The organism is Haloplanus aerogenes, from assembly GCF_003856835.1.
Lineage (GTDB): Archaea > Halobacteriota > Halobacteria > Halobacteriales > Haloferacaceae > Haloplanus > Haloplanus aerogenes.
In genome coordinates this window covers 2,523,376-2,545,428 of the sequence record NZ_CP034145.1, presented here as the reverse complement: position 1 = coordinate 2,545,428, position 22,053 = coordinate 2,523,376, and the positions used below count along the sequence as shown (strand labels likewise).

General features: G+C 66.2%; 18 protein-coding genes and 2 tRNA genes. 8 read left to right on the top strand and 12 right to left on the bottom strand.

The window, feature by feature from the left end; genetic code table 11:
- Positions 1–135: 135 nt before the first annotated feature.
- The gene (locus tag DU502_RS13060) at positions 136–3,240 is read right to left on the bottom strand and encodes an adenosylcobalamin-dependent ribonucleoside-diphosphate reductase (protein WP_121920404.1); all 3,105 of its coding nucleotides are present in this window, start codon (positions 3,238–3,240) and stop codon (positions 136–138) included.
- Between the two features lie 499 nt (positions 3,241–3,739).
- Between DU502_RS13060 and DU502_RS13055 the strand changes: the two genes are divergently transcribed.
- Positions 3,740–3,937: a hypothetical protein gene (locus tag DU502_RS13055; RefSeq protein WP_121920405.1), complete on the top strand. Its 198-nt coding sequence runs from the start codon at positions 3,740–3,742 to the stop codon at positions 3,935–3,937.
- On the opposite strand, the gene trpG is transcribed toward DU502_RS13055, so the two are convergent.
- From trpG to trpD, 4 genes are read right to left on the bottom strand one after another with little or no spacing between them, the layout of a single operon-like run.
- The gene (gene trpG / locus DU502_RS13050; RefSeq protein WP_121920406.1) at positions 3,934–4,554 is read right to left on the bottom strand and encodes an anthranilate synthase component II; all 621 of its coding nucleotides are present in this window, start codon (positions 4,552–4,554) and stop codon (positions 3,934–3,936) included. The two genes, DU502_RS13055 and trpG, sit on opposite strands and share 4 nt — an antisense overlap.
- Positions 4,551–6,173 carry an anthranilate synthase component I gene (gene trpE / locus DU502_RS13045; RefSeq protein WP_121920407.1) on the bottom strand — a complete coding sequence of 541 codons (1,623 nt, stop codon included), beginning with the start codon at positions 6,171–6,173 and terminating at the stop codon, positions 4,551–4,553. The genes trpG and trpE overlap by 4 nt, the downstream gene beginning before the upstream one ends.
- Positions 6,170–6,811 carry a phosphoribosylanthranilate isomerase gene (locus DU502_RS13040; RefSeq protein ID WP_121920408.1) on the bottom strand — a complete coding sequence of 214 codons (642 nt, stop codon included), beginning with the start codon at positions 6,809–6,811 and terminating at the stop codon, positions 6,170–6,172. The genes trpE and DU502_RS13040 overlap by 4 nt, the downstream gene beginning before the upstream one ends.
- 4 nt (positions 6,812–6,815) lie before the next feature.
- Positions 6,816–7,811: an anthranilate phosphoribosyltransferase gene (trpD, locus tag DU502_RS13035; RefSeq protein ID WP_121920409.1), complete on the bottom strand. Its 996-nt coding sequence runs from the start codon at positions 7,809–7,811 to the stop codon at positions 6,816–6,818.
- A gap of 245 nt (positions 7,812–8,056) precedes the next feature.
- Here trpD and DU502_RS13030 point away from each other — a divergent pair.
- Positions 8,057–8,131: transfer RNA gene (locus DU502_RS13030), tRNA-Val, on the top strand.
- 461 nt (positions 8,132–8,592) lie between these two features.
- On the opposite strand, the gene DU502_RS13025 is transcribed toward DU502_RS13030, so the two are convergent.
- From DU502_RS13025 to DU502_RS13015, 3 genes are all read right to left on the bottom strand, one after another.
- Entirely contained in the window at positions 8,593–8,889 is a 297-nt protein-coding gene (locus tag DU502_RS13025; protein ID WP_121920410.1) for a DUF5789 family protein, read from the bottom strand.
- Positions 8,890–8,990: 101 nt separating this feature from the next.
- Positions 8,991–11,198, bottom strand: coding sequence for a PAS domain S-box protein (locus tag DU502_RS13020; RefSeq protein ID WP_121920411.1), 2,208 nt, complete (start codon positions 11,196–11,198; stop codon positions 8,991–8,993).
- 261 nt (positions 11,199–11,459) lie between these two features.
- On the bottom strand, positions 11,460–12,209 hold the full coding sequence (locus tag DU502_RS13015) for a potassium channel family protein (RefSeq protein WP_241966799.1): 750 nt from the start codon (positions 12,207–12,209) through the stop codon (positions 11,460–11,462).
- A gap of 133 nt (positions 12,210–12,342) precedes the next feature.
- On the opposite strand from DU502_RS13015, the gene DU502_RS13010 reads away from it, so the two are divergent.
- The gene (locus tag DU502_RS13010) at positions 12,343–13,482 is read left to right on the top strand and encodes a CBS domain-containing protein (RefSeq protein ID WP_121920413.1); all 1,140 of its coding nucleotides are present in this window, start codon (positions 12,343–12,345) and stop codon (positions 13,480–13,482) included.
- On the opposite strand, the gene radB is transcribed toward DU502_RS13010, so the two are convergent.
- Positions 13,477–14,172 carry a DNA repair and recombination protein RadB gene (gene radB / locus DU502_RS13005; RefSeq protein ID WP_121920414.1) on the bottom strand — a complete coding sequence of 232 codons (696 nt, stop codon included), beginning with the start codon at positions 14,170–14,172 and terminating at the stop codon, positions 13,477–13,479. The genes DU502_RS13010 and radB overlap by 6 nt on opposite strands.
- Positions 14,173–14,281: 109 nt before the next feature.
- Between radB and DU502_RS13000 the strand changes: the two genes are divergently transcribed.
- Positions 14,282–15,010, top strand: coding sequence for a hypothetical protein (locus tag DU502_RS13000; RefSeq protein WP_121920415.1), 729 nt, complete (start codon positions 14,282–14,284; stop codon positions 15,008–15,010).
- Here the strand turns inward: DU502_RS13000 and DU502_RS12995 are convergent.
- Positions 15,007–15,390 (bottom strand): RidA family protein, encoded by a 384-nt coding sequence (locus DU502_RS12995; protein WP_121920416.1) that lies wholly within the window; start codon positions 15,388–15,390, stop codon positions 15,007–15,009. The genes DU502_RS13000 and DU502_RS12995 overlap by 4 nt on opposite strands.
- A 31-nt stretch (positions 15,391–15,421) precedes the next feature.
- Entirely contained in the window at positions 15,422–16,732 is a 1,311-nt protein-coding gene (gene larC, locus DU502_RS12990; RefSeq protein WP_121920417.1) for a nickel pincer cofactor biosynthesis protein LarC, read from the bottom strand.
- 223 nt (positions 16,733–16,955) lie between these two features.
- Here larC and DU502_RS12985 point away from each other — a divergent pair, with 223 nt between their 5' ends.
- The 3 genes from DU502_RS12985 (at position 16,956) to DU502_RS12975 (ending at position 21,158) form a co-directional block, all read left to right on the top strand.
- On the top strand, positions 16,956–19,184 hold the full coding sequence (locus DU502_RS12985; protein WP_121920418.1) for a CDC48 family AAA ATPase: 2,229 nt from the start codon (positions 16,956–16,958) through the stop codon (positions 19,182–19,184).
- A gap of 48 nt (positions 19,185–19,232) precedes the next feature.
- On the top strand, positions 19,233–20,915 hold the full coding sequence (locus tag DU502_RS12980) for a sensor histidine kinase (RefSeq protein ID WP_121920419.1): 1,683 nt from the start codon (positions 19,233–19,235) through the stop codon (positions 20,913–20,915).
- Positions 20,916–21,035: 120 nt separating this feature from the next.
- Positions 21,036–21,158 (top strand) — tRNA-OTHER (locus DU502_RS12975).
- Here the strand turns inward: DU502_RS12975 and DU502_RS19215 are convergent.
- Positions 21,159–21,317 carry a DUF7563 family protein gene (locus DU502_RS19215; RefSeq protein WP_449271734.1) on the bottom strand — a complete coding sequence of 53 codons (159 nt, stop codon included), beginning with the start codon at positions 21,315–21,317 and terminating at the stop codon, positions 21,159–21,161.
- A 109-nt stretch (positions 21,318–21,426) separates the two neighbouring features.
- Between DU502_RS19215 and DU502_RS12970 the strand changes: the two genes are divergently transcribed.
- Entirely contained in the window at positions 21,427–21,966 is a 540-nt protein-coding gene (locus DU502_RS12970; protein WP_121920420.1) for a CBS domain-containing protein, read from the top strand.
- Positions 21,967–22,053 lie beyond the last annotated feature (87 nt).

The window sequence follows — 22,053 nt, the reverse complement described above, 5'->3', positions numbered from 1 at the left end:
GTCCGGATCGAAACGTTTCGCGTCGGGGAGTGTATATTTTTGAATCGGGGAGAAATTGACTGTCGAGATGATGGACGCCGAACGGAAACGGGTCGACAGTCGTTGCGTCAGCGCGTCTCGGGTGGCCGAATCAGTTCAGCACTCGGACCAGCCACAGGACTCGCACGTCTTGCAACCTTCGGAGTAGTAGAGGCTCATGGACCCACAATCCGGGCACTCGGGACTCTCGCCGGCGGCGAGGAGTTCCGCGGTGTCGTCGTCGGCTGTGGTCGCTGCCGCGGCGCCGCCGTCGGCCTCGGGCGAGTCGCCGGGCGTCGCTCGCGCCTCGGCCTTCTCCAGTTCGGTGAGGTTCTGCTGTTTGGGGTAGGGCCGGTCGATTTCGTCGTCGAGATAGCGGCGCATGGCCGTCCCGATAGCGTCGGGGATGGAGTTGATCTGTTCGCCCTTGTCCCACGCCACTTTGGGCGAGCGGATTCCCTGCAGTTCGGAGGCGATCTCGCTCGGATCGACGCCGGAGCGGAGGGCGGTCGAGATGGTCTTCGCCAGTGCTTCGGTGAAGGAGGCGGTGAAGCCGCCGGAGTTGCCGATGTTGGCGAAGAGTTCGAACGGCCGCCCGTCCTCGTCCTCGTTGATGTTGACGTAGAGTTTCCCGTAGCCGGTGTCGATACGCTGGGTGACGCCGTGGAGCACGTCCGGCCGCGGACGCTTGGTGCCGAGTTCGCGCTCGCCGTCGGCGGCCGCGAGCAGGTTCTCGAGCTCCTGATCGAGCGCGGCCTGCACGTCCTCGTTGTCGAGGAAGCCCTCGATACCGCCGAACACCTCTTCGATCTGTTCGACGAGCGCCTCCGCGGCCTCGCCCTCGTCCGAGAACTCCGTGTTCTTCGCGCGGGTGGTCAGCACCTGCTTCGAGCGCGTGCCGTCGCGGTAGACGGTGACGCCCTTTCCGCCGTGTTCGTAGATGTAGCGGTACACTTCGTCCATGTCCTCCACCGACGCACTGTTGGGGAAGTTGCAGGTCTTCGAGATGGCGGAGTCGACGCCCTCCTGACACGCACACTGGACGGCGGCGTGTTCCTTCCCGGCGAGGTCGCCGGTCACGACGAACAGTTCGCCGATGGCGTCCGGCACCGTCTCCAGCCCTTCGACGCCGTCGAACGCGTTGGTGGCCATCTGCTCCTGTGCCTCCTCTTTCACCGCGTCGATGTCGAGGTCGTTGGCCTCCAGCGTCCGCAGGAAGTAGTCGTCGAACTCGACGAGCATCTCGTCGCCCTGCACGTCGTCGGAGACGTTCTTGTAGTAGGCGACGTTGTAAATCGGCTCACAGCCGCCGGTCGTGTTGCCGACCATCGACGTGGTGCCCGTCGGGGCGATGGTCGTCGTGTTGTGGTTGCGGATCGGGAAGCCGTCCGCCCACTCGTCGGCGTCCAGTCCCGTGTGGTGTTCGAACCACTTGCGGTAGCGGGTGGGGTCGGCGTATTTCGAGTCGTTCCAGTCCTCGAAGGACCCGCGCTCCTGTGCGAGTTCGTGGGAGGCCCACTTCGACTCGTGGTTGATGTGGGTCATCAACTGCCGGGCGACTTCGTTGCCCGTGTCGCTCCCGTAGCGGATGCCGAGCTGGACGTACAGCTGGGCCAGCCCCATGACGCCGAGCCCAATTTTGCGCATCTCGCGCACCTTCTGCTCGATCTCCAGCACCGGGAAATCCGACATCGTGACGACGTTCTCGAGGAACCGGGTACCGTAGTCGATGCGGTGATCGAAGGCTTCCCAGTCCATCGCCTCGTCGAGGAACGCCTCGACCGCCTCGGCCTGCGAGTCGTACTCGTCGGCGTGTTCGTCGGCCCAGACCCGCCAGTCCGGCGCGTCGAGGTCTGCGAGCGTCGAGAGGTTGATGTGACCGAGGTTACAGGCCTCGTACTCCTCCAGCGGCTGTTCGCCGCAGGGGTTCGTGGCGAGGATGCGGTGGTCCGGATGCTCCTCCACGTCGAAGGAGTGCTGCTTGTTCACGCGTTCGAGGTAGATGACGCCGGGTTCGCCGTTCTCGTGGGCCCCCTCGACGATGTCCTCCCAGAGCACCTCGGCGGGCATGGAGAGTTCCTCACCGACTTCGACGTACTCGCCGAGGTCGAACATCTCGTAGAGTTCCTTCGTCTCGGCGGTGGCGATGTGCGCCTCGCCCGTGCGCGGGTTGGTGAACGTGAACTCCTCGCCCGCCTGCAGCGCCTCCATGAAGTCGTCGGTGACGCCGACGGAGATGTTGAAGTTGGAGAGGTGGCCCTCGACGGCGTTGCGGAGGTGTTTCGGCACTCTCCCTTCGTCGTCGATGAGTTCGCGGGCTTCCTCGAGTGCGTCCTTGAAGCTCGTGTGCGTGTAGTCGTCGGGGTCGTTGAGGCGGAGCGTGTGCGCGAGCGAGACGTCTTTGTTTTTCGCGTGGATGAATTGGATCACGTCCGGGTGTGAGACGCGCATGACGCCCATCTGGGCGCCACGGCGAGCGCCGCCCTGCGCGATGGTCTCGCACATCTGGTCGAACGTGCGCATGAACGTGATGGGGCCGGAGGCGATGCCGCCGGTGGAGCCGACGGGGTCGCCGTAGGGGCGCAGGCGCCAGAAGGCGTAGCCCATGCCGCCGCCGGACTGGAACACTTGTGCGGCTTCCTTGGCCGTCTGGTGGATGTCGTCGATGTCGTCGTCGGGGGAGTCGACGAAACAGGCCGAGAGCTGCTGGAGTTCGTCGCCCGCGTTCATCAGCGTGGGCGAGTTGGGCATGAAGGAGAGGTCTTCCATCAGCGTCTCGAACTCGTCGCGCGTCTCCTCGACGACGGTGCGTACCTCGTCGGGGAGTTCGGGAACGACCGTCTCGTAGGCGAACTTGTTGACGTTGTAGACGGAGAGGGTCGTCTCGGCGTCCGCGTCGGCGGTCGTCCCTTTCCCGAACACCTCGGCGGCGAGTTCGTCACGCCGGGGGTGGTCCGGCTTCAACTGGTCGGGCGTGACCGTAATCTCCACGTCCTGCTTGCGCGCTTCGAACACCGCCTCCGCGAGGGCGATATTCTTCGCGACACGGGGGAAGAGGTCTTCCTGATCCTCGATCAGGTCCCCGTTCGCGTCCTTGCGAAGATAGCGTGCCGGGAGGATGTTGTGATAGGCGTTGGCGGTGAGGCGGTCCTCCAGTGTCTCCCCGTTCGTGCGTTTGATCGGCAACTCCAGTTCGGTGGCGTCGATGTCGTGCGTACTCATGTGTTGGTCGTCATGGTGATCGGTTCGCGGCCCTGTCCCCTAGCCCCCCCGGGGTCGGGTGGGTCCGGTAGCTGGCTCGTATCCGCGCGTGTGTGACGATTGCTGTAAGTGGAATCGGGGGTGTAAAGGCGTTGGTTCCGCTCGCCAATCTATCCGATTCCTGTCCACTTCGTGGGATCGAGTGCGGCGCGAAGCCGCATACACGACTCCATCATCACTTCCCAACGCATATAACGGTATGTAGACCGAAGTGAAAGTGAAATACGAGAACTGAAATCCCCCGACAACGTGGGAGAATCCAGTCGAACGGAAGGGGGGTCGCTGAGGCGGGTGAGAGCACGCCTCAGGATTGACAGGGTGTCAATACATCTCGTGGGTCACGGCCCGTCCCTGCGGCCGGTCCAGCATTACATATCCAGATTCTGATATGGGTGAGCCTGCCCCGAACGGCGGGCTACTGCCCACAGACTTATGCGCCCGCTGTGAGTGCATATCGGATATGTCGCTCACGTCTCAGGTAGCGCTGCAGTTCGGCGGTGTCCTCGGCGGGCCGCTCGGACAGTTACTGCTGACCATCGTCGTCATCGGTGTCGTCATCGTCGTCGGTCGTGTCGTCCTGAAAATCGCGTGGCGGCTGGTGACAATCGCCGCCCTCGTCGTCGGTCTCCTCCTGCTGGCATCGATGTTTCTCGCCTAGGCCGTCGCGTCCGGCGTCCGGGCGCGACGCAGGAAGTTGTCGATGACGTCGTGGCCGGCGGCCGTCAGGACGCTCTCGGGGTGGAACTGCACGCACTCGATGGGGTACTCGCGGTGGCGAATCCCCATGACGAGATCGGTGTCCTCGTGGGCAGTCGTCGCCGTCACCTCGAAACAGTCGGGGACGCTCGTCGCCACGAGCGAGTGATACCGACCGGCCTGAAAGCCCTGTTCTAGCCCGGCGAAGACACCCTCGCCGTCGTGGTCGACGGGGTAGGCCTTGCCGTGGATCGGTTCCGGGGCGTGGCCCACGGTCCCACCGTAGGCGTAGACGGCGGCTTCGAGGCCGAGACAGACGCCGAGTGTCGGAATCGTCTTGCTGACCTCCAGCAACACGTCGTTGGTCACGCCCACGTCTCGTTCGTTTTTCGGGTGGCCCGGCCCGGGGCTGACGACGATGGCATCGGGATCGACCGCCCGCACCTCCTCCAGCGTGGCGGTGTTTTTCAACACCTCGACGGCGATGGGTTCGCCCGTCACCGGATCGGGGTGGTCGGAGATGTACTCGACGAGATTGTACGTGAACGAGTCGAAGTTGTCGACGACGAGGACTTTCATCGCGACACCTCCGGGGCCGCCGTCTCGATGCGCTCGATGGCGTCGAGGACGCCCCCCATCTTCTGTTCGGTCTCCTCGTACTCGCTCGCGGGGTCGCTGTCGGCGACGATACCTGCACCCGCCTGCACCGTGATGCGGTCCGGATCGCCATGCTCGATAGTCGCCGTCCGGATGACGATGGCGAACTCGGCGTCGCCGGACCACGAGTAGTAGCCGACGCCGCCGCCGTAGATGCCGCGAGGTTCGCGTTCGAGCGCGTCGATGATCTCCATCGCACGCACCTTCGGGGCACCCGTGAGCGTCCCGGCAGGGAAGGTCGCGCGCGTGGCGTCGAAGGCGTCGAACGGCGGGGAACGCTCGCCGCCCGCGCCGGGGCCAGCGTCCGCGCCTGCGAGCCGCCCCGTCACCGTCGATTCGATGTGCTGGACGTGGGAGTATTTGAGGACGTTCATGAACTCCTCGACGCGGACGGAGCCCGGTTCGGAGACGCGGCGCACGTCGTTGCGCGCCAGGTCGACGAGCATCGTGTGTTCGGCGCGCTCTTTCCCATCCGCGAGCATCTCGCCCGCGAGTCGGCGGTCCTCGACCGGACTCGTCCCGCGCGGACAGGTGCCTGCAATGGGGTTCGAGACGACGCGCTCGCCCTGCACCGACACCAGCGTCTCCGGACTCGCGCCGACGATGGAGCGGTCACCGTGGCGCAGGAGGTACATGTACGGCGAGGGGTTAACCTCGCGGAGCGACGCGTAGAGACCGAGCGGGTCTATCTCGCCCGTCAACTCACGCTTCCGCGAGATGACGCCCTGATAGATGTCGCCGTCGAGGACGTGTTCTTTCGCCGTTCGCACCGCGTCCTCGTACTCCTCGCGCGGACCGACGGTCTCGTCGGCGCGCACGAATCCACCCGTCTCCGGATCGTCCGCGTCGGCGAGTGTCTCCTCGATCGCCGCGGCCTCCTCGACGAGCGCATCGTACACCGCGCCGGGGTCGGCGTCGGGGTCGACGACGGGCGTGAAGACGAGTTGGATGGCATCCTCGGCGTGATCGAAAGTGATCGTCCGCGTCGTGAGGACGAACTCGGCGTCCGGGACGATGGGATCGGGACGCTCGACACCCACCTCGTCGAGCCAGAGGTCGTAGACGGCATCGTAGGCGAGGAAGCCGACGAGGCCGCCGTCGAGATGCTGGCGGTCGGCTTCGGGGAAGCCGACGCGGTCGAGGTTCGGGAGCGCGGTCCGGAGGGCGTCGAGAACGTCGCCCTTACCGTCCAGCCCCGCCATCTCGGCTACCAGTTCGGCGGCTCGGCCATCCAGTGACTCGACGGTCACATCGCTCCCCGTCACGGAGACGACGGCGTCGGGGTCGTAGCCGACGAAGGAGTAGCGTGCGTGGCGGTCCGCTCCTTCGCCGTCGGCGGTGAACGCCCCTTCCGGATCGCTAGAGGGCGTCTTCTCCGCGCTCTCCAGCAGGAAGCCGTAGTCGCTGTGGCCGTCGAGGGCGGCGTAGGCCGAGAGGGGTGTCGTCTCCGCGTCGAGCGTGACGGCGAGGCGGACGACGACTGGCCCCGTCCGGTCGGTCAGCAGGTCGACGAAGGCCGACCGGTCGTGCTCCGGCGTCATGCGGACACCTCCACCGCCGCGTTGCGGACGAACGAGCGGACGGCTTCGTGATCCTTCTCGCCACCGCTACGCTCGACGCCGCTCGACACGTCGACGGCGTAGGGATCGACCGTCCGCACCGCGTCGGCGACGTTCTCGGGCGTCAGGCCACCGGCGAGGACGACCGGCGTCGCGCAGTCGTCGATCAGCGCGCGTGCGGCGTCCCAGTCGTGGGTCTCGCCCGTCCCGCCGGCGCCGTCATCGGTCGTGGAGTCCAGCAGGATGGCGTCGGCGACGCCGTCGTAGCGACGGACGCGGTCGGTGTCGGCCGCGTCGACGGCGGTGATCACGTCGGCGCGCGTCTCGCGGCGGACGTAGCGAATGTCCGCATCGTCGAACTCGCCGTGCAACTGGATCGCGTCGGGCGCGACGGCGCCGGCGAGTTCGACCGCGCGGGTCGCGGAGTCGGGCATCGCCACCAGCACCGTCGAGAGGAACGGTGGCGCGGCAGCGACGAGGTCGGCCGCGCGGTCCGGCGCCACCTCACGGGGCGTGTCGACGGATACCTCGGTGACGATGCCGACGGCGTCGGCGCCGGATTCGGCCACCGCCCGGAGGTCCGCCTCGTTCGTTACGCCACAGATCTTCGACCGGACCATCGACTCAGGCACCCCGCAGGTCGTCGAGTTTCGCCGCGGCGGCGCCGGAGTCGATGGCCTCGCGGGCGGCGTTGACGCCCGACTGGAGGTCGTCGACCGCGCCGGCGACGTAGATGGCCGCGCCGGCGTTCGCGAGGATGATGTCGCGTTTCGCCCCCGTCACGTCGCCCTCGACGATGCCGCGCAGGTCGGCCGCGTTCGCCTCGGGTCCGCCGCCAGCGACGGCCTCGATGGGCGCCCCTTCGAGGCCGAGGTCGGCGGGCGTCAGCGTGTACTCCGTCACCTCGTCGCCGTCGACCTCCGCGACGGTCGTCGCGTCGTGGAGCGTGATTTCGTCCATGCCGGAGCCGTGGACGACCATCGCTCGGTCCACGTCCATCCGCGCGAGCGCCTGGGCGAGGACGGGCACGAGGTCGGGGTCGTAGACGCCGACCACCTGCGCGTCGGCGCCGGCGGGGTTGGTCAGCGGTCCGAGCACGTTGAACACCGTCCGCATTCCGAGTTCCTTCCGCGGGCCGATGACCGCCTTCATCGCCGGGTGGAAGACGGGTGCGAGCATGAAGCCGATGCCGTCGCGCTCGATGGCTTCCTCCACTGCCGGCGGTTCGGCCTCGACGTTCACGCCCGCGACTTCGAGCACGTCCGCACTCCCCGAGGAGGAGGAGACGGAGTAGTTGCCGTGTTTGGCGACGGCGACGCCGGCGCCCGCGGCGACGATGGCGCTCGTCGTCGAGACGTTGATCGTGTCGTAGTCGTCGCCGCCGGTACCGCAGGTGTCGACGAGCGGCGACCGGTCGGGCGCGATGGTCCGCGCCGCGTCGCGCATCCCCTGCGCGAAGCCGGCGATCTCCGTCTCCGTCTCGCCTTTCGCCCGGAGCGCCGCCAGCAACGCCCCGATCTGGGCTTCGGTCGCCTCCTCGAAGACGGCCCGGGATGCGTCCCGGGCCTCCTCCTGTGTCAGATCCTCACCGTCGGTGACGCGCTCGATATAGTCCTGCATGGATGAACACCAGTGTATTACTTCGGGTTACGATGAACAAATCTATACATCGTCTTAAACCTGTCGTCGGGACGGCGAGCGATCCGCCACCACCGTCGACGGATCGTCTCACGGGAGACGAAAGTCGCCGACACCGACGATGCTGGCTAATAGTTCCCTCGGAATCGCCTTGCGAAGCCCCGTTCCGAAAGGTTCAATTAGTGCCCGGGGATACGTTTGGATGCGTTCGAAAGCACGTCACGACCGGGTTGGTGGTCTAGTCTGGTTATGACACCTCCTTGACATGGAGGAGGCCGGCAGTTCAAATCTGCCCCAACCCATTTTCTGATTCCTCGCAACGACGAGCGGTGCGAGACGTGAACGGAGTGAGCGTCTCGATATGGCGAACGGCGGGGCCGTGAGCCAGCGAGGAGTCCGTGGAATCGAAAATGGGCCGGGAGATCTGTCCCCAGAGGACGAGCGAAGCGATGTCCTCATGGTTCAAATCTGCCCAACCCATTTCCTCTTCGCCGGGCGATTACTCCTCGTTACTCACTCTTCCATAGAGCGCCAAACTCGCGGTGAGAACTATCCATCCGAATCCGGCACCTACCGCTCCGCGTCACTCGCCGAGCAGCCGCACTGACCCACCGGTACTCTGAAAGGGGTGAATGCGCCGAAAGGGGGGGTGCCTCGTGTGGGGGAAGAGGCGATTGTCCGGTCTCCGGGCGTCAACGCCCAGTTCCGGCTTTTGCTCATTTCGAATTAACCGTATTGGTATAGCCGTCGAAACAGGAGACGATCAGAACGCGTCGGCTTCCCCTCGCACTTGCTCTTCCCCGGGAGCGGGGCCGGATCGGTCGTCGTAGTATTTGGAGCCGATGAACGCTTCGTCGAGATTCCGGAGTAGGGTGGTGTAGAGGGCGTCGACGGACCGGTAGCTGGTTTCGTCGGTCACCGTCAGAATCTCCTGGACGGTGAAGGAGTCTCCGGCCGGCGTCGTCAGCGTCACGTCACCCACCTGCTCGACGACCATCTCGTGTTCGACGGGGAAGCTACACGCCTGATCGAACAACTGGTGAGTCTCGGAGTAGCGCATCGGATCCATACAGACAACGATAATCAAAAAACGTTATGGATTCTTGACTAACCTCACCGAACGGGTGTGGCCACGCGTGCGGTCAGGAGATGTACCGGGTGTTATGCCGCGTCGACGCCGGTGAATTCGATGCGTGTGCCGCCGTCGTCGCTCTCGTCGACGGCGACGCTCCAGCCGTGTCCCTCCGCGATCTCCCGAACGATGCTGAGTCCGAACCCCGTCCCCTCGTCGCTCGTGGAGTAGTCCGAGTCGAACACGCGGCCGCGGTCGGCGTCCGGAATTCCGGGGCCGTCGTCCGCGACGTAGAAGCCGTCGGGCAGGTCGCCGACGGTGATCATTACGGCGTCACCGGACTGCGTCTGGGTGTCTGTCGACCCGTGTTCGACAGCGTCCTCGGGAGCCTGTGACTGAGTGCCCGTGGGGCCGTGCTCCACGGAGTTCCGCACGAGATTCTCCAGCAACTGCTGGAGTCGGCTCCGGTCGGCGACGACCGTCGATTCGGTCTCGACTGCAAGCGTCGCCTCGCCCGTTTCGACGTGTCGCCAGCAGTTCTCGACGGCGGTGCGGAGCGTGACGGCGTCCGGGTCGTCGATCCGATCCCCCTCGCGCGCGAGCGACAGGAGGTCGCCGACGAGACGCTGACACCGGCCCAGCGCGTGGGCGGCGTCGTCGAGGTTGGCGTCCGGGTCGTCGCCCGTGCGCGCCAGTTCGAGGCGTCCCTGCGCGACGTTCAGCGGGTTGCGGAGGTCGTGGCTGACGAGGCTGGTGAACCGCTCCAGCCGGTCGTTCTTCCGTTCGAGTTCCTTCGCACGTCGCTTGCGTTCGGTGATGTCACGGATGATGCCGACGGTGCCCTCGAACTCGCCGTCGGTGACGACGAGGGCGACGTGGCTCTCGCAGGTGATGGTCTCGCCGTCGGCCGTGACGATGTCCATCTCGAAGGTGCCTCGGTCGTCGTCGCCGGTCAGCAACGACCGGATCAGCCGGCGGCCCCGCTCGATGTCCGCCTCGTTCATCAGCATCGAGACGTGTTCGCCTTCGAGGTCGGCCCGATCGTAGCCCGTCCGGTCGGCGAGGCGGTCGTTCACGAAGGTGAAGCGGCCGTCGGTGTCGAGCCTGTAGACCGGGTCGCCCGAGGCTTCGACGATCCGCTCGTACCGACGGAGTTGCTGCTGGCGCTGTTTGCGGTCGGTGACGGCGCGCGCGACGCCCACAGCCCCTTCGACCGATCCGCCGACCGTTAGCGGCGTGAGTCGGTAATCCAACAGTGTGTGCCCGTGTCCGGGGAACTCGCCACCGATTTCGCCCCGGATCTCGTCTCGTTCCCCGTCGAGCAGCGCTTGGAACGGGTCGCTGTCGGCCTCCTCTCGGAGCCGCTGGATGAGCGTGCTTCGCTCACCTTCGAGGTCGGCTTTCGTCGTGCCGTAGAACTCGGCCAGATAATCGTTGACGAGTTCGAACCGCCCCTCCTCGTCGTAGACACAGACCGATTCGCGCATGGAGTTCACCATGTGTTCGTAGCGGCGGCGTTCGCGTTCCCGCCGTCTGCGCTCCGTGATATCGCGGACGACGCACACGTGTCCCTCGCCGTCGAGTGCCGCGAGCGAGATACGTTTCGAGTAGGTGCTCCCGTCGGCACGCACCCCGGTCGCCTCGCCAGTCCACGACGACCCTTCGGCCAGTTCCGGAAACGCCTCGGCTCGCAACCGCTCGGCCTCGTCGTCCGGCAACGTGCTGGTCCAGTGGGTGCCGGCTATCTCCTCCGGCGTCGTCCGGCAGATGTCGGCGTACGCCTCGTTGACCGAGACGTAGCGACCGTCCTCGTCGAGGAGGGCGATCCCCTCGTTCGCCGCCTCCATCGCCCGTGCCCGACGCCGCATCTCGCGTTCGGTGCGGTACTTCTCGACGTAGTTCGTCACCTTGTTCGCGAGCAGGGTGTACTGGTCGGTCCCGCGCTCTTTCTGGAGGTAGTCCGTGGCGCCCGCCGAGAACGCCTCGCTCGCGACCGTCTCGCTCCCCTTCCCGGTGAACACGATGAACGGTAAATTGGGGTGGTCCTCGCGGACGGTTTCGAGGAACTCGATGCCGCTCTGTCCTGGCATGTCGTAGTTCGAGACGATGCAGTCGACGCCCCCCTCGGCCACTCGCTCCAGCCCCACCGCTACGCTCCCGGCCGTCTCGACGCTGAGTCGTCCGTCCTCTCGCTCCAGAAAGGTGGACGCGAGATCCGCGAATGACGGGTCGTCGTCGACGTGGAGGAGCGAAATCTCGTCTAAGCGGATCGCTCCATCGGTCAGTGGCGTGCCCATCAAGCCCCTCCGCCGGAGATACTATGGGGGCCGATATCACTCGGGGTCCCGCCGGATCGGCGGCCTCGTAGCGACCCGTTCGGTGGCGGAGTATCGGCTGTCGAGCGTCGCGGAGTCCAGTTATCGTTCGCCGCATCGCCTTCGAACGTTCGACCGACGTGTAAGTATGTGCGTGACACGCCCGAAGTGGCGTGAATAGCGCACTTATATGTTACTCTGCAAATACAACGCGTTGTAATCGGATACCCGTCGTGAGGCCGCTCACCACCGTTCCGAGACGCGTTCGCCACCGGCGACTTCGGGGATGATCACGTCGTCGGCGCCGGCGTGGCGGGCGACGGATTCGTAGGTCTCGTCGCCGACGCGGACGACGACGGTCAGATCCGGCGCCAGTTGCGTCGCGAGGAGTGCGATCTGGATGTTCACGTTCGAGTCGTCGATGGCAGCGACGAGCGTGTCCGCTCGCTCGATTCCTGCGTCCCGAAGGATACCCTCGCGCCGGGCGTCACCTTCCACTCCCAACAGATCGGCGTCGAGAACGCGTTCGTACTGTGCCGGTTCGTGTTCGATCACGACGACGGCGCGGCCACGTTCGCGCGACCGCTCGGCGACCGTCCGGCCGAACATGCCGTAGCCGCAGATGATAGTGTGCTCGCTGACCGACGCCCGTTCTCGCTGATTTTTCACGCGTCTGAGTTCCTCCTGGATCTGCCCGCCGAACGCTGCCGTCAGCGCCGTCTCGCCCGTCCAGATGAGTGCGCTGACGAGCGCCACGCGCACGACGATGGCGAACGTCTTGACGCGGTCGACCGGTCCCGACGCAGACTGATAGTAGAGTTCGATGCTCGACGGATCGAGCAGCCAGAACGCCGCGTCGACGAGGCTGACGCCGCCGATGGCGACGAAGCCAGCGATGCCGGCGACGACGACGCCCACCAGCGTGACCACAGGACGGGCGACACGCCGGAGTAACCACCGGTTGGCGACGATGGGGACGTTCGAGCGGGTCACCACGGTCCTCTGGCCGTTTCGAACCAAAAGGGTGGACCTCGGTGCAAACGTTACCGGGTGTAGCGGCACCGTGTCACATGCCAGACGGCGGGAAGAAACAACTTTCAAGCCACCGCATGCACCACGTGTAGCTATGGATATTTCCGAGATTGCGACCTCCGAGTACATCGAAGTCGACGCGGACGAGCGGTTGGGCAAGGTCCGCTCGATCTTCGACCGCGAGAACCCCAAGGGCCTCATCGTCACGCGTGACGGCGAGTACGCTGGCGTGATCGGGGAACGCGACCTCGTTCGTTCGCAGATCGAGGACGACACCAAGGCCGGCGTGCTGATGAAGTCCGCTCCGCGGGTCGACCGCACGGAGGACGTGCGTGAAGTGGCCCGCGTCCTCGTCGAGGGCAACACCAAGGTCGCGCCCGTCTACGAAGGCGACAACCTCTGGGGGATCATCACGGCCGACGCTATCCTCGATGCGGTGCTCGACAGTCTCGACGCGCTGACGGTCGAACAGATCCAGACCGAGGACGTCGTCACCATCGGCGAGAAGGCCCACGTCGGGCAGGCGATCAACCGGCTACGCGAACACGGCGTCTCTCGGCTCCCCGTCGTCGACGACGACGACGGCTCGCTCACCGGCGTCCTCACCACGCACGACATCGTCGACTTCGTCGTCCGCAAAACCGACCGTCAGGGTCGGGGCGACCGCCGCGGCGACATCGACCGGATGCTCGATCTCCCTGTCTACGACCTCATGACGAATCCCGTCCTGACGACGACGGCCGACGAAACCGTCGAAGCGGCCGTCCGGACGATGCTCGACAACGACATCTCCGGTCTCGTCGTCACGTCGGACGGCGACACCGTCGGTGGCGTCCTCACCAAGACCGACGTGCTCCGCGCCCTCACCTTCACCGAGGAGGGTCAGATGGACGTGCAGATCACCAACGTCGCGCTCCTCGACACGATCAGCCGCGAGGAGATCGTCGAGGAGATCACCAACGTCGCGGACAAGTACCAGGAGATGCAGGTCCACCACGCCCACGTTCGCTTCCACGAACACAAGGAGAAACTCCGCGGGACGCCGCTGATCCAGTGTCAGATCCGCCTGCGGACGAATCGGGGGCAGGTCGCCGGCTCCGGCGAGGGCTACGGCGCCGATCACGCCTTCCACGTCGCCGCCGACACGCTCGAACGCAACGTCCTCGAACTGAAAGGTCTCATCGCCGACGAGCAGTACCGCGGGCAGCTCCTCCGGAAGCTCGGCGAACTATAACGTCTCCTCACCTGCGGCCAGTCCCTCGCCGGTGATGCGGAACGTCGCCGTCTCGCCGGCGGGCTTCGACCGATGCTTCTCCAGCGTCGCCCGTCGATTGCCGCCACGGAACCGATCCAACCGCACCACCGTCCCCGTCCAGTGATCGAGCGTGTGGCCGCCGAGCGCTCGCGACCGGTCGCCCTCGGGGTCGGTGAACACCTGATTCGTGACGACCGCCGCGAGGTCGTGTTTTCGCGCGAGCGAGAGCAGGTGCGTCACCTGCCGCCCCACGCGACGTAACGTCTCGCCCTCGTCGTCGTCGTGGCGTTCGAGGCGATAGAATCCCGTCGCGCTGTCGAGGACGATCAACTCGGCGCGCGGCGCGAAGTCGGCGGCATCGCGCACCGCCTCCTCCTGTTCCGCGAAGTCGTGGGCTTCGCTGACGACAATACGGGAGGTGACGGCGTCGAGGCCCTCGTCGTCCGCCTCGGCCGCCGCGAGCTGCTGGAAGCGATCCACCGAGAGCCCTTCCGTGTCGATGTAGACTGCCGTTCCCCCGCTCACGGCCACCTGCACGGCCGCCGAGAGCGCGAGGTTCGTCTTGCCGGCGGCGGGCGGGCCGTACACCTGCGTGACGGTGCCGCGCTCGAATCCTCCACCCAGCAGGTCGTCGAGGGGCGGGCAGCCGGTAGGTACTGGCTCGGACACAGGTTCTCTCGGTCGCTGTGGGTCATAAAGCCTCGACACTGCGGGGTGGGTGGCCACACCCTCCTCGCCCGCGCGACACGTTTTACCTCGCCGACGGCGAAGGGCCGCCGTGATCGTCGTCGCCACCGCCGATTTCGAGCTGTACCACGAGGTCGTCGACCTGCTCCGGGACCGCGGGGTGACGTTCACGACGGTCCAACCGGGCGACGACCTGCCCGAGGGGGCGTCGGTGGTCGTCGCCGCCCCCGACGACCCGGCACCGACGGACGCGGACGTGGAACGCGTCACCGCGACGGCCGCCGACGCCCGGCGCGCCGTCGACGAAGCCCTCGCGCTCCTCCGTGGCGGCGAGGGACGGACCGTCGTCGGCGTCGACCCCGGCACCCGCCCTGGCATCGCCGTCCTCTCCGGCGAGACGGTCGTCGCCGCGTTTCAGGTGCCCCTCGGCGACGCCGTCGACACCATCCGCCGGGAAGTCGAGGACGCCGTCGACCCCCTCGTCCGCGTCGGCGACGGCGCCCGCCTGCAGGGCGCTCGCCTCGTCAACGACCTCGACGACGTGACGGTCGAACTCGTCGACGAGACGGGGACGACGCCCTACCTCGGAACCGGAGCGCGGGGCATGGGCGACGTACTCGCCGCGGTCAACATCGCGCGACTGGAGGGCGAGGCCGTCGACTCCCGCGAAATCGACCCGACGGCCGGCGAACTCCAGCGGATCAAGGATCGCTCCCGGGAGGTGTCGACCGACGACCGGACCATCGACGACGCCCTCGCACGCCGGGTCGCCGCCGGCGACCTCACTGTCGAGGAAGCGCTGGACGAACACCGAGATTAGAGGCGGGCAATTGCCTCCACCTCCACGAGCATCGCGGGATCGATCAACCGCTCGACCTGCACCATCGTCGTCGCCGGACGTACGGTGTCGAAGAACTCGCCGTGGGCACGCCCGATCTCCTCCCAGTCGTCGATGTCGGTGACGAACAGACGGGTTCGCACCACGTCCGACAGCGACGCGTCGAGTGCCGCCAGCGCGTCCGCGACGTTCTCGATGGCCCGCACGGTCTGGGCGTAGGGGTCGCCGGGTGCGACGACCGCCCCGTCCTCGTCCGTCGCGGTGGTTCCGGAGACGTGGATCTCGTCGCCAGTGCGAACGGCGCGGGAGTAGCCGACGGTCGATTCCCACTCGGTACCGGACGAGACGTGTTCACGGTCCATGGATGGGTGTCGGCGCCGACACGCGAAACGCTTACTCCGGCGACGACGCCGACTCCGCGACCCTCGCCTCCGCCCGCCGCAGCACCTCGCGCACCGACAGGTCGGTCTCCCGAGCGACCGCCAGCGCGTCGTCGTACTCGGCGCTCACGTCGTAGACCCGGCCATCGGTGTCGGCGCCGATCTTCACCCGCACCTCGTGGGACTCGCCGTCGAGTTCGAGCGTCGCCGTCTCGAAGGCTCGCTCGGCGATCCAGCGGTGGCCGGCACTCCCCTCGCGCACGCCGAGCGTCCCCGTCTCCTCCGCGAGGCGGCGAGCGACGGCGTGGGCGTCGGCGGGGTCGACGACCACCTTGATCAGGTGGCCCGGCCGAGACTTCTTCATCGTCGTCGGGACGATAGACACGTCGCGCGCGCCCGCCTCGGCGAGCGTCTCCTGCAGACTGCCGAGCACTTCGGGGCTCACGTCGTCGACGTTGGTTTCCAATACCGAGATGGACTCCCGGCGCAGGCCGCCGTCGCCGTCGCCGACGAGCGCTCGGAGGACGTTGGGGTGATCGGGTACGTCGGCGTCGCCGGCGCCGTAGCCGACGGCGTCCACGTCGAGCGGCGGGAGCGCATCGACGCCGTCGGCGAGTTCCGCGAGGAGGGCCGCGCCTGTGGGAGTGAGAAGTTCGCGGTCGACGGGGCCGCCGCGGAGCGACCAGTCGGCACCGGCCGCGATTTCGGCCACCGCGGGCGCGGGGACGGGGTAGGTGCCGTGGCTCATCTCGACCGTGCCGCCGCCGGCCGAGATGGGCGTCGTCACCACCCGTTCGACTGCGAGGTCGTCGAGGAGGAGAACGGCACCCACCACGTCCGCGATGGCGTCGTCGGCGCCGACCTCGTGGAAGTGGGTGTCGTCGAGGTCGGTGCCGTGGACCGACGCCTCTGCCTCGCCGAGACGACGGAAGACGGCGAGCGCGTCGCGTTCGACGGCCGGCGGGAGATCTAGGTCCTCGACGAGGGCGACGACCTCGGCGTAGGTTCGGTTGGGACCGTGGCCTTCGGCGTGGGTGTGGCCGTGATCGTGTGAGTGGTCGTGACTGTGTCCGTCGTCGTGGTCGTGCGAGTGATCGTGCGAGTGGTCGTGACTGTCCGCTTCGGCAGACGTGTCGCCGTCGATCACCACGTCGACGGTCGTCGCCGCGATACCGGCCTTCGTCGTCGACCCGACGGCATAGTGTACGTCGAGGGCGTCTTCGACGGGGGCGAGGACGGCCGGATCGGCGCCGGCGGCGAGCAACGCCGCACAGAGCATGTCGCCGCTCGCTCCCATGCGGCCGTCGAACGCGAGCGTCTTCATACGGGTCGCTCGCACCCGACGGCCAAACGGTTTGCGACTGCCCCGGTGGACCCGTCGACCGCGCCGGACTCACAGCCCACCGGCGGATCGGTAGGGGTTTGTACACCCCACTCATATGCTATCGTATGACATGGCCCGAGCCGACCCGCCGGCACGTGGTTCCGGGTAACAACAAACTTATCCCGCGCCACCGCCGAAACACGACCATCCTCGCGGGTATATCATGAACGAAGTGCAACTCGAAGTGGCGAAAGCGTACCCGAACGACTCGGGACGCGGCATCGCCCGACTGGACCCCGACACGTTGCTTCACCTGAAGCTGTCGCCAGGTGACATCATCGAAATCGAGGGGGCCGACCGAACGGCGGCGAAGGTGTGGCGTGCCGACCGACAGGACTGGAACACCGACACGGTTCGGATCGACGGGTTCACGCGGCAGAACGCCGACGTGGGCATCGGCGAACGCGTCACTATCCGGAAGGCGGAGGCGACGAAAGCCGAGAAACTCGTCCTCGCGCCGCCGGAGGAGGCGAGCGTCCAGTTCGGCTCCGACGCCGCCGGCATGGTGAAACGCCAGATCCTGAAGCGGCCGGTGGTCGAACGCGACATCGTTCCCGTAATGAGCAGTACGAACCACCCGTTCATGCGGTCGCCGGGGCAGGCCATCCCGCTCATCGCCGTCGAAACCGAACCCGACGGCGTCTGTCTCGTGACGGAGGACACCGAGGTCGAACTTCGTGAGGAGCCGATTTCCGGCTTCGAGAAGACCGGAGGCGGCATCACGTACGAGGATATCGGTGGCCTGCAAAACGAGATCCAGCGGGTCCGGGAGATGGTCGAACTCCCGATGAAGCACCCGCAGATCTTCAAGAAACTGGGAATCGAACCCCCGCAGGGCGTCCTCCTGCACGGCCCGCCGGGGACCGGGAAGACCCTGCTAGCCAAGGCCGTCGCCAACGAGACTTCCGCGAGTTTCTTCTCTATCGCGGGCCCCGAGATCATCTCCAAGTACTACGGCGAGTCCGAACAGCAGTTGCGCGAAATCTTCGAGGACGCCAAAGACGAGTCGCCGTCGATCATCTTCATCGACGAACTCGACTCCATCGCGCCCAAGCGCGAGGACGTGACCGGCGAGGTCGAACGCCGGGTCGTCGCGCAGTTGCTGACGATGATGGACGGCCTCGAAACCCGTGGCCAGGTCATCGTCATCGCGGCCACGAACCGTGTCGACTCCGTCGACCCCGCGCTCCGTCGACCGGGCCGGTTCGACCGCGAGATCGAGATCGGCGTGCCCGACGAGGAGGGTCGCAAAGAGATCCTCCAGATTCACACCCGCGGGATGCCGCTCTCGGACGACGTGAGCCTCGATCACCTCGCGGACGAGACCCACGGCTTCGTCGGCGCCGACATCGAGAGCCTGACGAAGGAGGCGGCGATGAAGGCACTCCGCCGCTACCTCCCCGAAATCGACCTCGACGAGGAGGACATCCCGCCGAGCCTCATCGACCGCATGATCGTCAAGCGCGACGACTTCGGCGGCGCGCTGGGCGAGGTCGAACCCTCCGCGATGCGGGAGGTGCTGGTCGAACTCCCGAAGATCACGTGGGACGACGTGGGTGGGTTGGAAGACCCCAAACAGAACGTGAAGGAGGCGGTCGAGTGGCCGCTCTCCTCTCCCGAGAAGTTCGACCGTATGGGGATCGAACCCCCGAAGGGTGTCCTGCTGTACGGTCCGCCGGGGACGGGCAAGACGCTGATGGCGAAAGCGGTCGCCAACGAGACCAACGCCAACTTCATCAGCGTGCGCGGCCCGCAGTTGCTGTCGAAGTGGGTCGGCGAGTCGGAGAAGGCGATCCGGCAGACCTTCCGGAAGGCCCGGCAGGTGGCGCCGACGGTCATCTTCTTCGACGAACTCGACTCCCTCGCGCCGTCGCGCGGGAACGAGGTGGGCAACAACGTCTCCGAGCGCGTGGTCAATCAGCTTCTGACCGAACTCGACGGGCTGGAGGAGATGGGCAACGTCATGGTCATCGGGGCGACCAACCGCCCCGACATGATCGACCCCGCACTCATCCGTTCGGGCCGGTTCGACCGCCTCGTGTTCATCGGCGAACCCGAACAGGAGGGCCGCGAGCAGATCCTGAAGATTCACACGCAGAACTCGCCGCTCGCACCCGACGTGAGCCTGCGCGAAATCGCCGAGATCACGGACGGCTACGTCGGCTCCGATCTGGAGAGCATCGCCCGGGAGGCGGCGATGGTCGCCCTGCGCGAGGACGACGCGGCCGAAGAAGTCGAGATGCGGCACTTCCGGCAGGCGATGGAGAACGTTCGACCCACCATCACCGACGACATCATGGACTACTACGAACAGATCGAAGAGCAGTTCAAAGGCGGCGGTGGCGAGAGCTTCGCCGGTCGCGGCAGCGGTGGCCGGATCGGCTTCCAGTAGGCCGACTCTGCCGGAGTATTTTTATCTCGGCTTCGCCCATCCACCAGCGTGGCTTGGGACCCGACGCTGTACACGGTCGTCGGCGTTTCGGCAGCCGTCCTGTTTTTCCTGATCGTGCTGGCCGGCTGGCAGTACCGGAGCGAGCCGGTGTCGAAGGCGTTTCTCGCTCTCATCTCGACGATCGGTGGGTGGATCCTCCTCTACGCGATTGGACTGGGATTCACGACGCTCGATGCCCAGCTCGTCTGGCAGCGCGCCGCCCTCGCCATCGGTGGGCTCGTCCCAACGCTCTGGTTTCTGTTCGCCGTCCAGTACACGAACCACGAGACGTGGCTCACCCGACCGGTCCGTGCGATCATGATTATCGATCCGCTCGTGTTCGGCCTGTTGACGCTCACGAATCCGTCACACGGACTCATCTGGACGGACACGGCGCTCGTCACCTACGGTTCTCTCCACGCACTCGAGTTCACGTTCGGGCCGATGTACCTCCTCCACCTCGGGTACGCGTACGTCGTAACGCCCATCGGGTTCGGCCTGCTGGCGCTCGCCGCCGTTCGGTCGACGCTGTATCGGACACAGGCCGGCCTGCTCGTTCTCGGGGCCGTCCCGCCGCTCGTGGCGAACGGCGCGTTCTCGCTGGGTATCGAACCGGCCTTCTTTCCGCCACTCGACTACACGCCCTTCGCGTTCATGGTCACTGGTCCCTTCTTCGTACTGGCGCTGTTTCGGTTCGACCTGCTCGAACGCGTTCCCGTCGCACACAAACGAATCATCGCCGACGCCGACGACGGGTTCGTCGTTCTCGACGAGGATGAACGCGTCGTGACGGCGAATCCGGCCGCGGAGCGCATCCTCGGTGGCTCGGTGACGGGACGACCGATTCGGGCACCCGTCCCCGAACTGGCCGACTTCGACCCCGACACGTTCGAGGGACGAACGCTGACGGCGGTGGTCGAACACACGCAACGAACGTACGATCTGACCTGCTCGGAACTGTCGGACGGCCACGGACGGGTCGTGGGATACGTCCTCCGGTTCCATGACGTGACGGACCGACACCTGTACCAACAGCGGCTGAAAGTCGTCAACCGGGTGTTGCGTCACAACCTCCGCAACCGGATGAACGTCATCAGCGGCTGGGCGGACGAAGTGACCGAAAGCGACGATCCGGAGATTGCGGCGGCCGGGGAGCGTATCGCCGAGACGGCGGCGGGATTGACCCAGTTGGGTGAACAGGCCCGGCTACTGGTGGAGACTGCCGAGGATAGCGGTCACGACGTGCGATCCGTCGCCGTCGACGCGCACGTGACTCCCCTGATCGAGCGTGCCCGAGAGGAGCATCCGGACGTGCGCATCGAATCGGCCATCAGTCCGGGTGTGACAGTGACCGTCCCTTGGGCCAAGCACCTCACGGCGGCCGTCGGGAATCTGCTCGACAACGCCATCAAACACAACGACGCCGAACGGCCGTCTGTTCGGATCACTGCCGAAGCGACGGACGGGGCGGCTCCCTACGTCCACATCCGCGTCGCCGACAACGGACCGGGAATCCCGGAAACCGAACGCGAGGTGTTGCGGAAGGGCACGGAAACGCCGTTGGAACACGGAAGCGGGCTAGGACTCTGGCTGGTGTACTGGATCGCGACGATGTCCGGCGGCGAAGTCACGTTCGAAGCGAACGAGCCACGCGGGAGCGTCGTGACACTCGCCCTGCCGTCGGGAGACTAGCATGGGTGTCGTAACTTCCGATAGATGGTCGCTGGCATGGCCCGGCGAGCGTCCCTCGTGATGTCCGATACTCGCGCCTGGACCCGTGCGTATTAGTGACTCGTTGGCATACTATCCAGTGGAAGGGTGGCTCAGTGGTAGAGCGTCCTCGCCGGCCGTCGGCACCGGCCGACGGTCAGCGAGGAAGTCGACCGGACTCCGGTCGACACACGGCTTCGCGTGGTTCGAATCCCGCCCCTTCCACTACGAATTTCGCGGAGAGCGAGCCGTACGGACGTCCGCGCCGTCGCGGACCATATCTTCACAGCGAGGACACACACGAGGTTCGTCCACGCCGTCGGGGGTGAACACCCGGGCGTAGTCACGGGTGACGAACGCACCACAGTTCTGGCACTCGGGCATACGGCACGGAATTCCCGTCAGATTTTACATAAGTCTTGGGGCCAGATCGCACTTCCTCGTCCCCGAACGGGTCGAAAGTAATTTTAATAACTTCTAGTAATTAGCGGGTATGGAACTACCCACGCCGCAGGATCTGCGGGAGCGGCGAACCTCGCTGGATCTGACCCAGAGCGCGCTCGCGGAGATGGCAGGCGTCTCCCAGCCGTTGATCGCGCGGATCGAAGGCGGGGACGTCGACCCACGGCTCTCGACGCTCCGCCGCATCGTCTCGGCGCTCGACGAGGCGGAAGGCGGTGTCGTGCGCGCGGAGGACCTGATGAACGAGACGCTGGTCAGCGTCGCGCCCGACGATTCCGTGGCCGACGCCGAACGCCGGATGGAGGAAGCGGCGTTCTCGCAACTGCCCGTCCTGCAGAACGGGCTTCCCGTCGGCTCGATCAGTTTCAGCGACATCCGTCGTGCGGGCGAGAACGTCGGCCAGAAAGCCGTCGCCGAAATCATGAGCGAACAGTTTCCGACCGTCTCGCGAGAAGACTCCGTCGACAAGATCAGTAACCTGCTCGACTACTACAAGGCCGTCATCGTCACCGACGGCGGCGAAGCCGTCGGTATCATCACCGAAGCCGACATCGCGGCGGAACTCTCCTGAGGTTCATATACCGGGACGCGGCCACCGTCCCCGTGACCTGACTGCGAGTCGGGGCCGGTCCGCGGTTGCGTGTCCAGCCCGTCCCGA

Coding starts and splice junctions, on each gene's coding strand:
- DU502_RS13060 (WP_121920404.1), bottom strand. CDS start 3,240: ATGAGTACGCACGACATCGACGCCACCGAACTGGAGTTGCCGATCAAA.
- DU502_RS13055 (WP_121920405.1), top strand. CDS start 3,740: ATGTCGCTCACGTCTCAGGTAGCGCTGCAGTTCGGCGGTGTCCTCGGC.
- trpG (WP_121920406.1), bottom strand. CDS start 4,554: ATGAAAGTCCTCGTCGTCGACAACTTCGACTCGTTCACGTACAATCTC.
- trpE (WP_121920407.1), bottom strand. CDS start 6,173: ATGACGCCGGAGCACGACCGGTCGGCCTTCGTCGACCTGCTGACCGAC.
- DU502_RS13040 (WP_121920408.1), bottom strand. CDS start 6,811: ATGGTCCGGTCGAAGATCTGTGGCGTAACGAACGAGGCGGACCTCCGG.
- trpD (WP_121920409.1), bottom strand. CDS start 7,811: ATGCAGGACTATATCGAGCGCGTCACCGACGGTGAGGATCTGACACAG.
- DU502_RS13025 (WP_121920410.1), bottom strand. CDS start 8,889: ATGCGCTACTCCGAGACTCACCAGTTGTTCGATCAGGCGTGTAGCTTC.
- DU502_RS13020 (WP_121920411.1), bottom strand. CDS start 11,198: ATGGGCACGCCACTGACCGATGGAGCGATCCGCTTAGACGAGATTTCG.
- DU502_RS13010 (WP_121920413.1), top strand. CDS start 12,343: ATGGATATTTCCGAGATTGCGACCTCCGAGTACATCGAAGTCGACGCG.
- DU502_RS12995 (WP_121920416.1), bottom strand. CDS start 15,390: ATGGACCGTGAACACGTCTCGTCCGGTACCGAGTGGGAATCGACCGTC.
- larC (WP_121920417.1), bottom strand. CDS start 16,732: ATGAAGACGCTCGCGTTCGACGGCCGCATGGGAGCGAGCGGCGACATG.
- DU502_RS12985 (WP_121920418.1), top strand. CDS start 16,956: ATGAACGAAGTGCAACTCGAAGTGGCGAAAGCGTACCCGAACGACTCG.
- DU502_RS19215 (WP_449271734.1), bottom strand. CDS start 21,317: ATGCCCGAGTGCCAGAACTGTGGTGCGTTCGTCACCCGTGACTACGCC.
- DU502_RS12970 (WP_121920420.1), top strand. CDS start 21,427: ATGGAACTACCCACGCCGCAGGATCTGCGGGAGCGGCGAACCTCGCTG.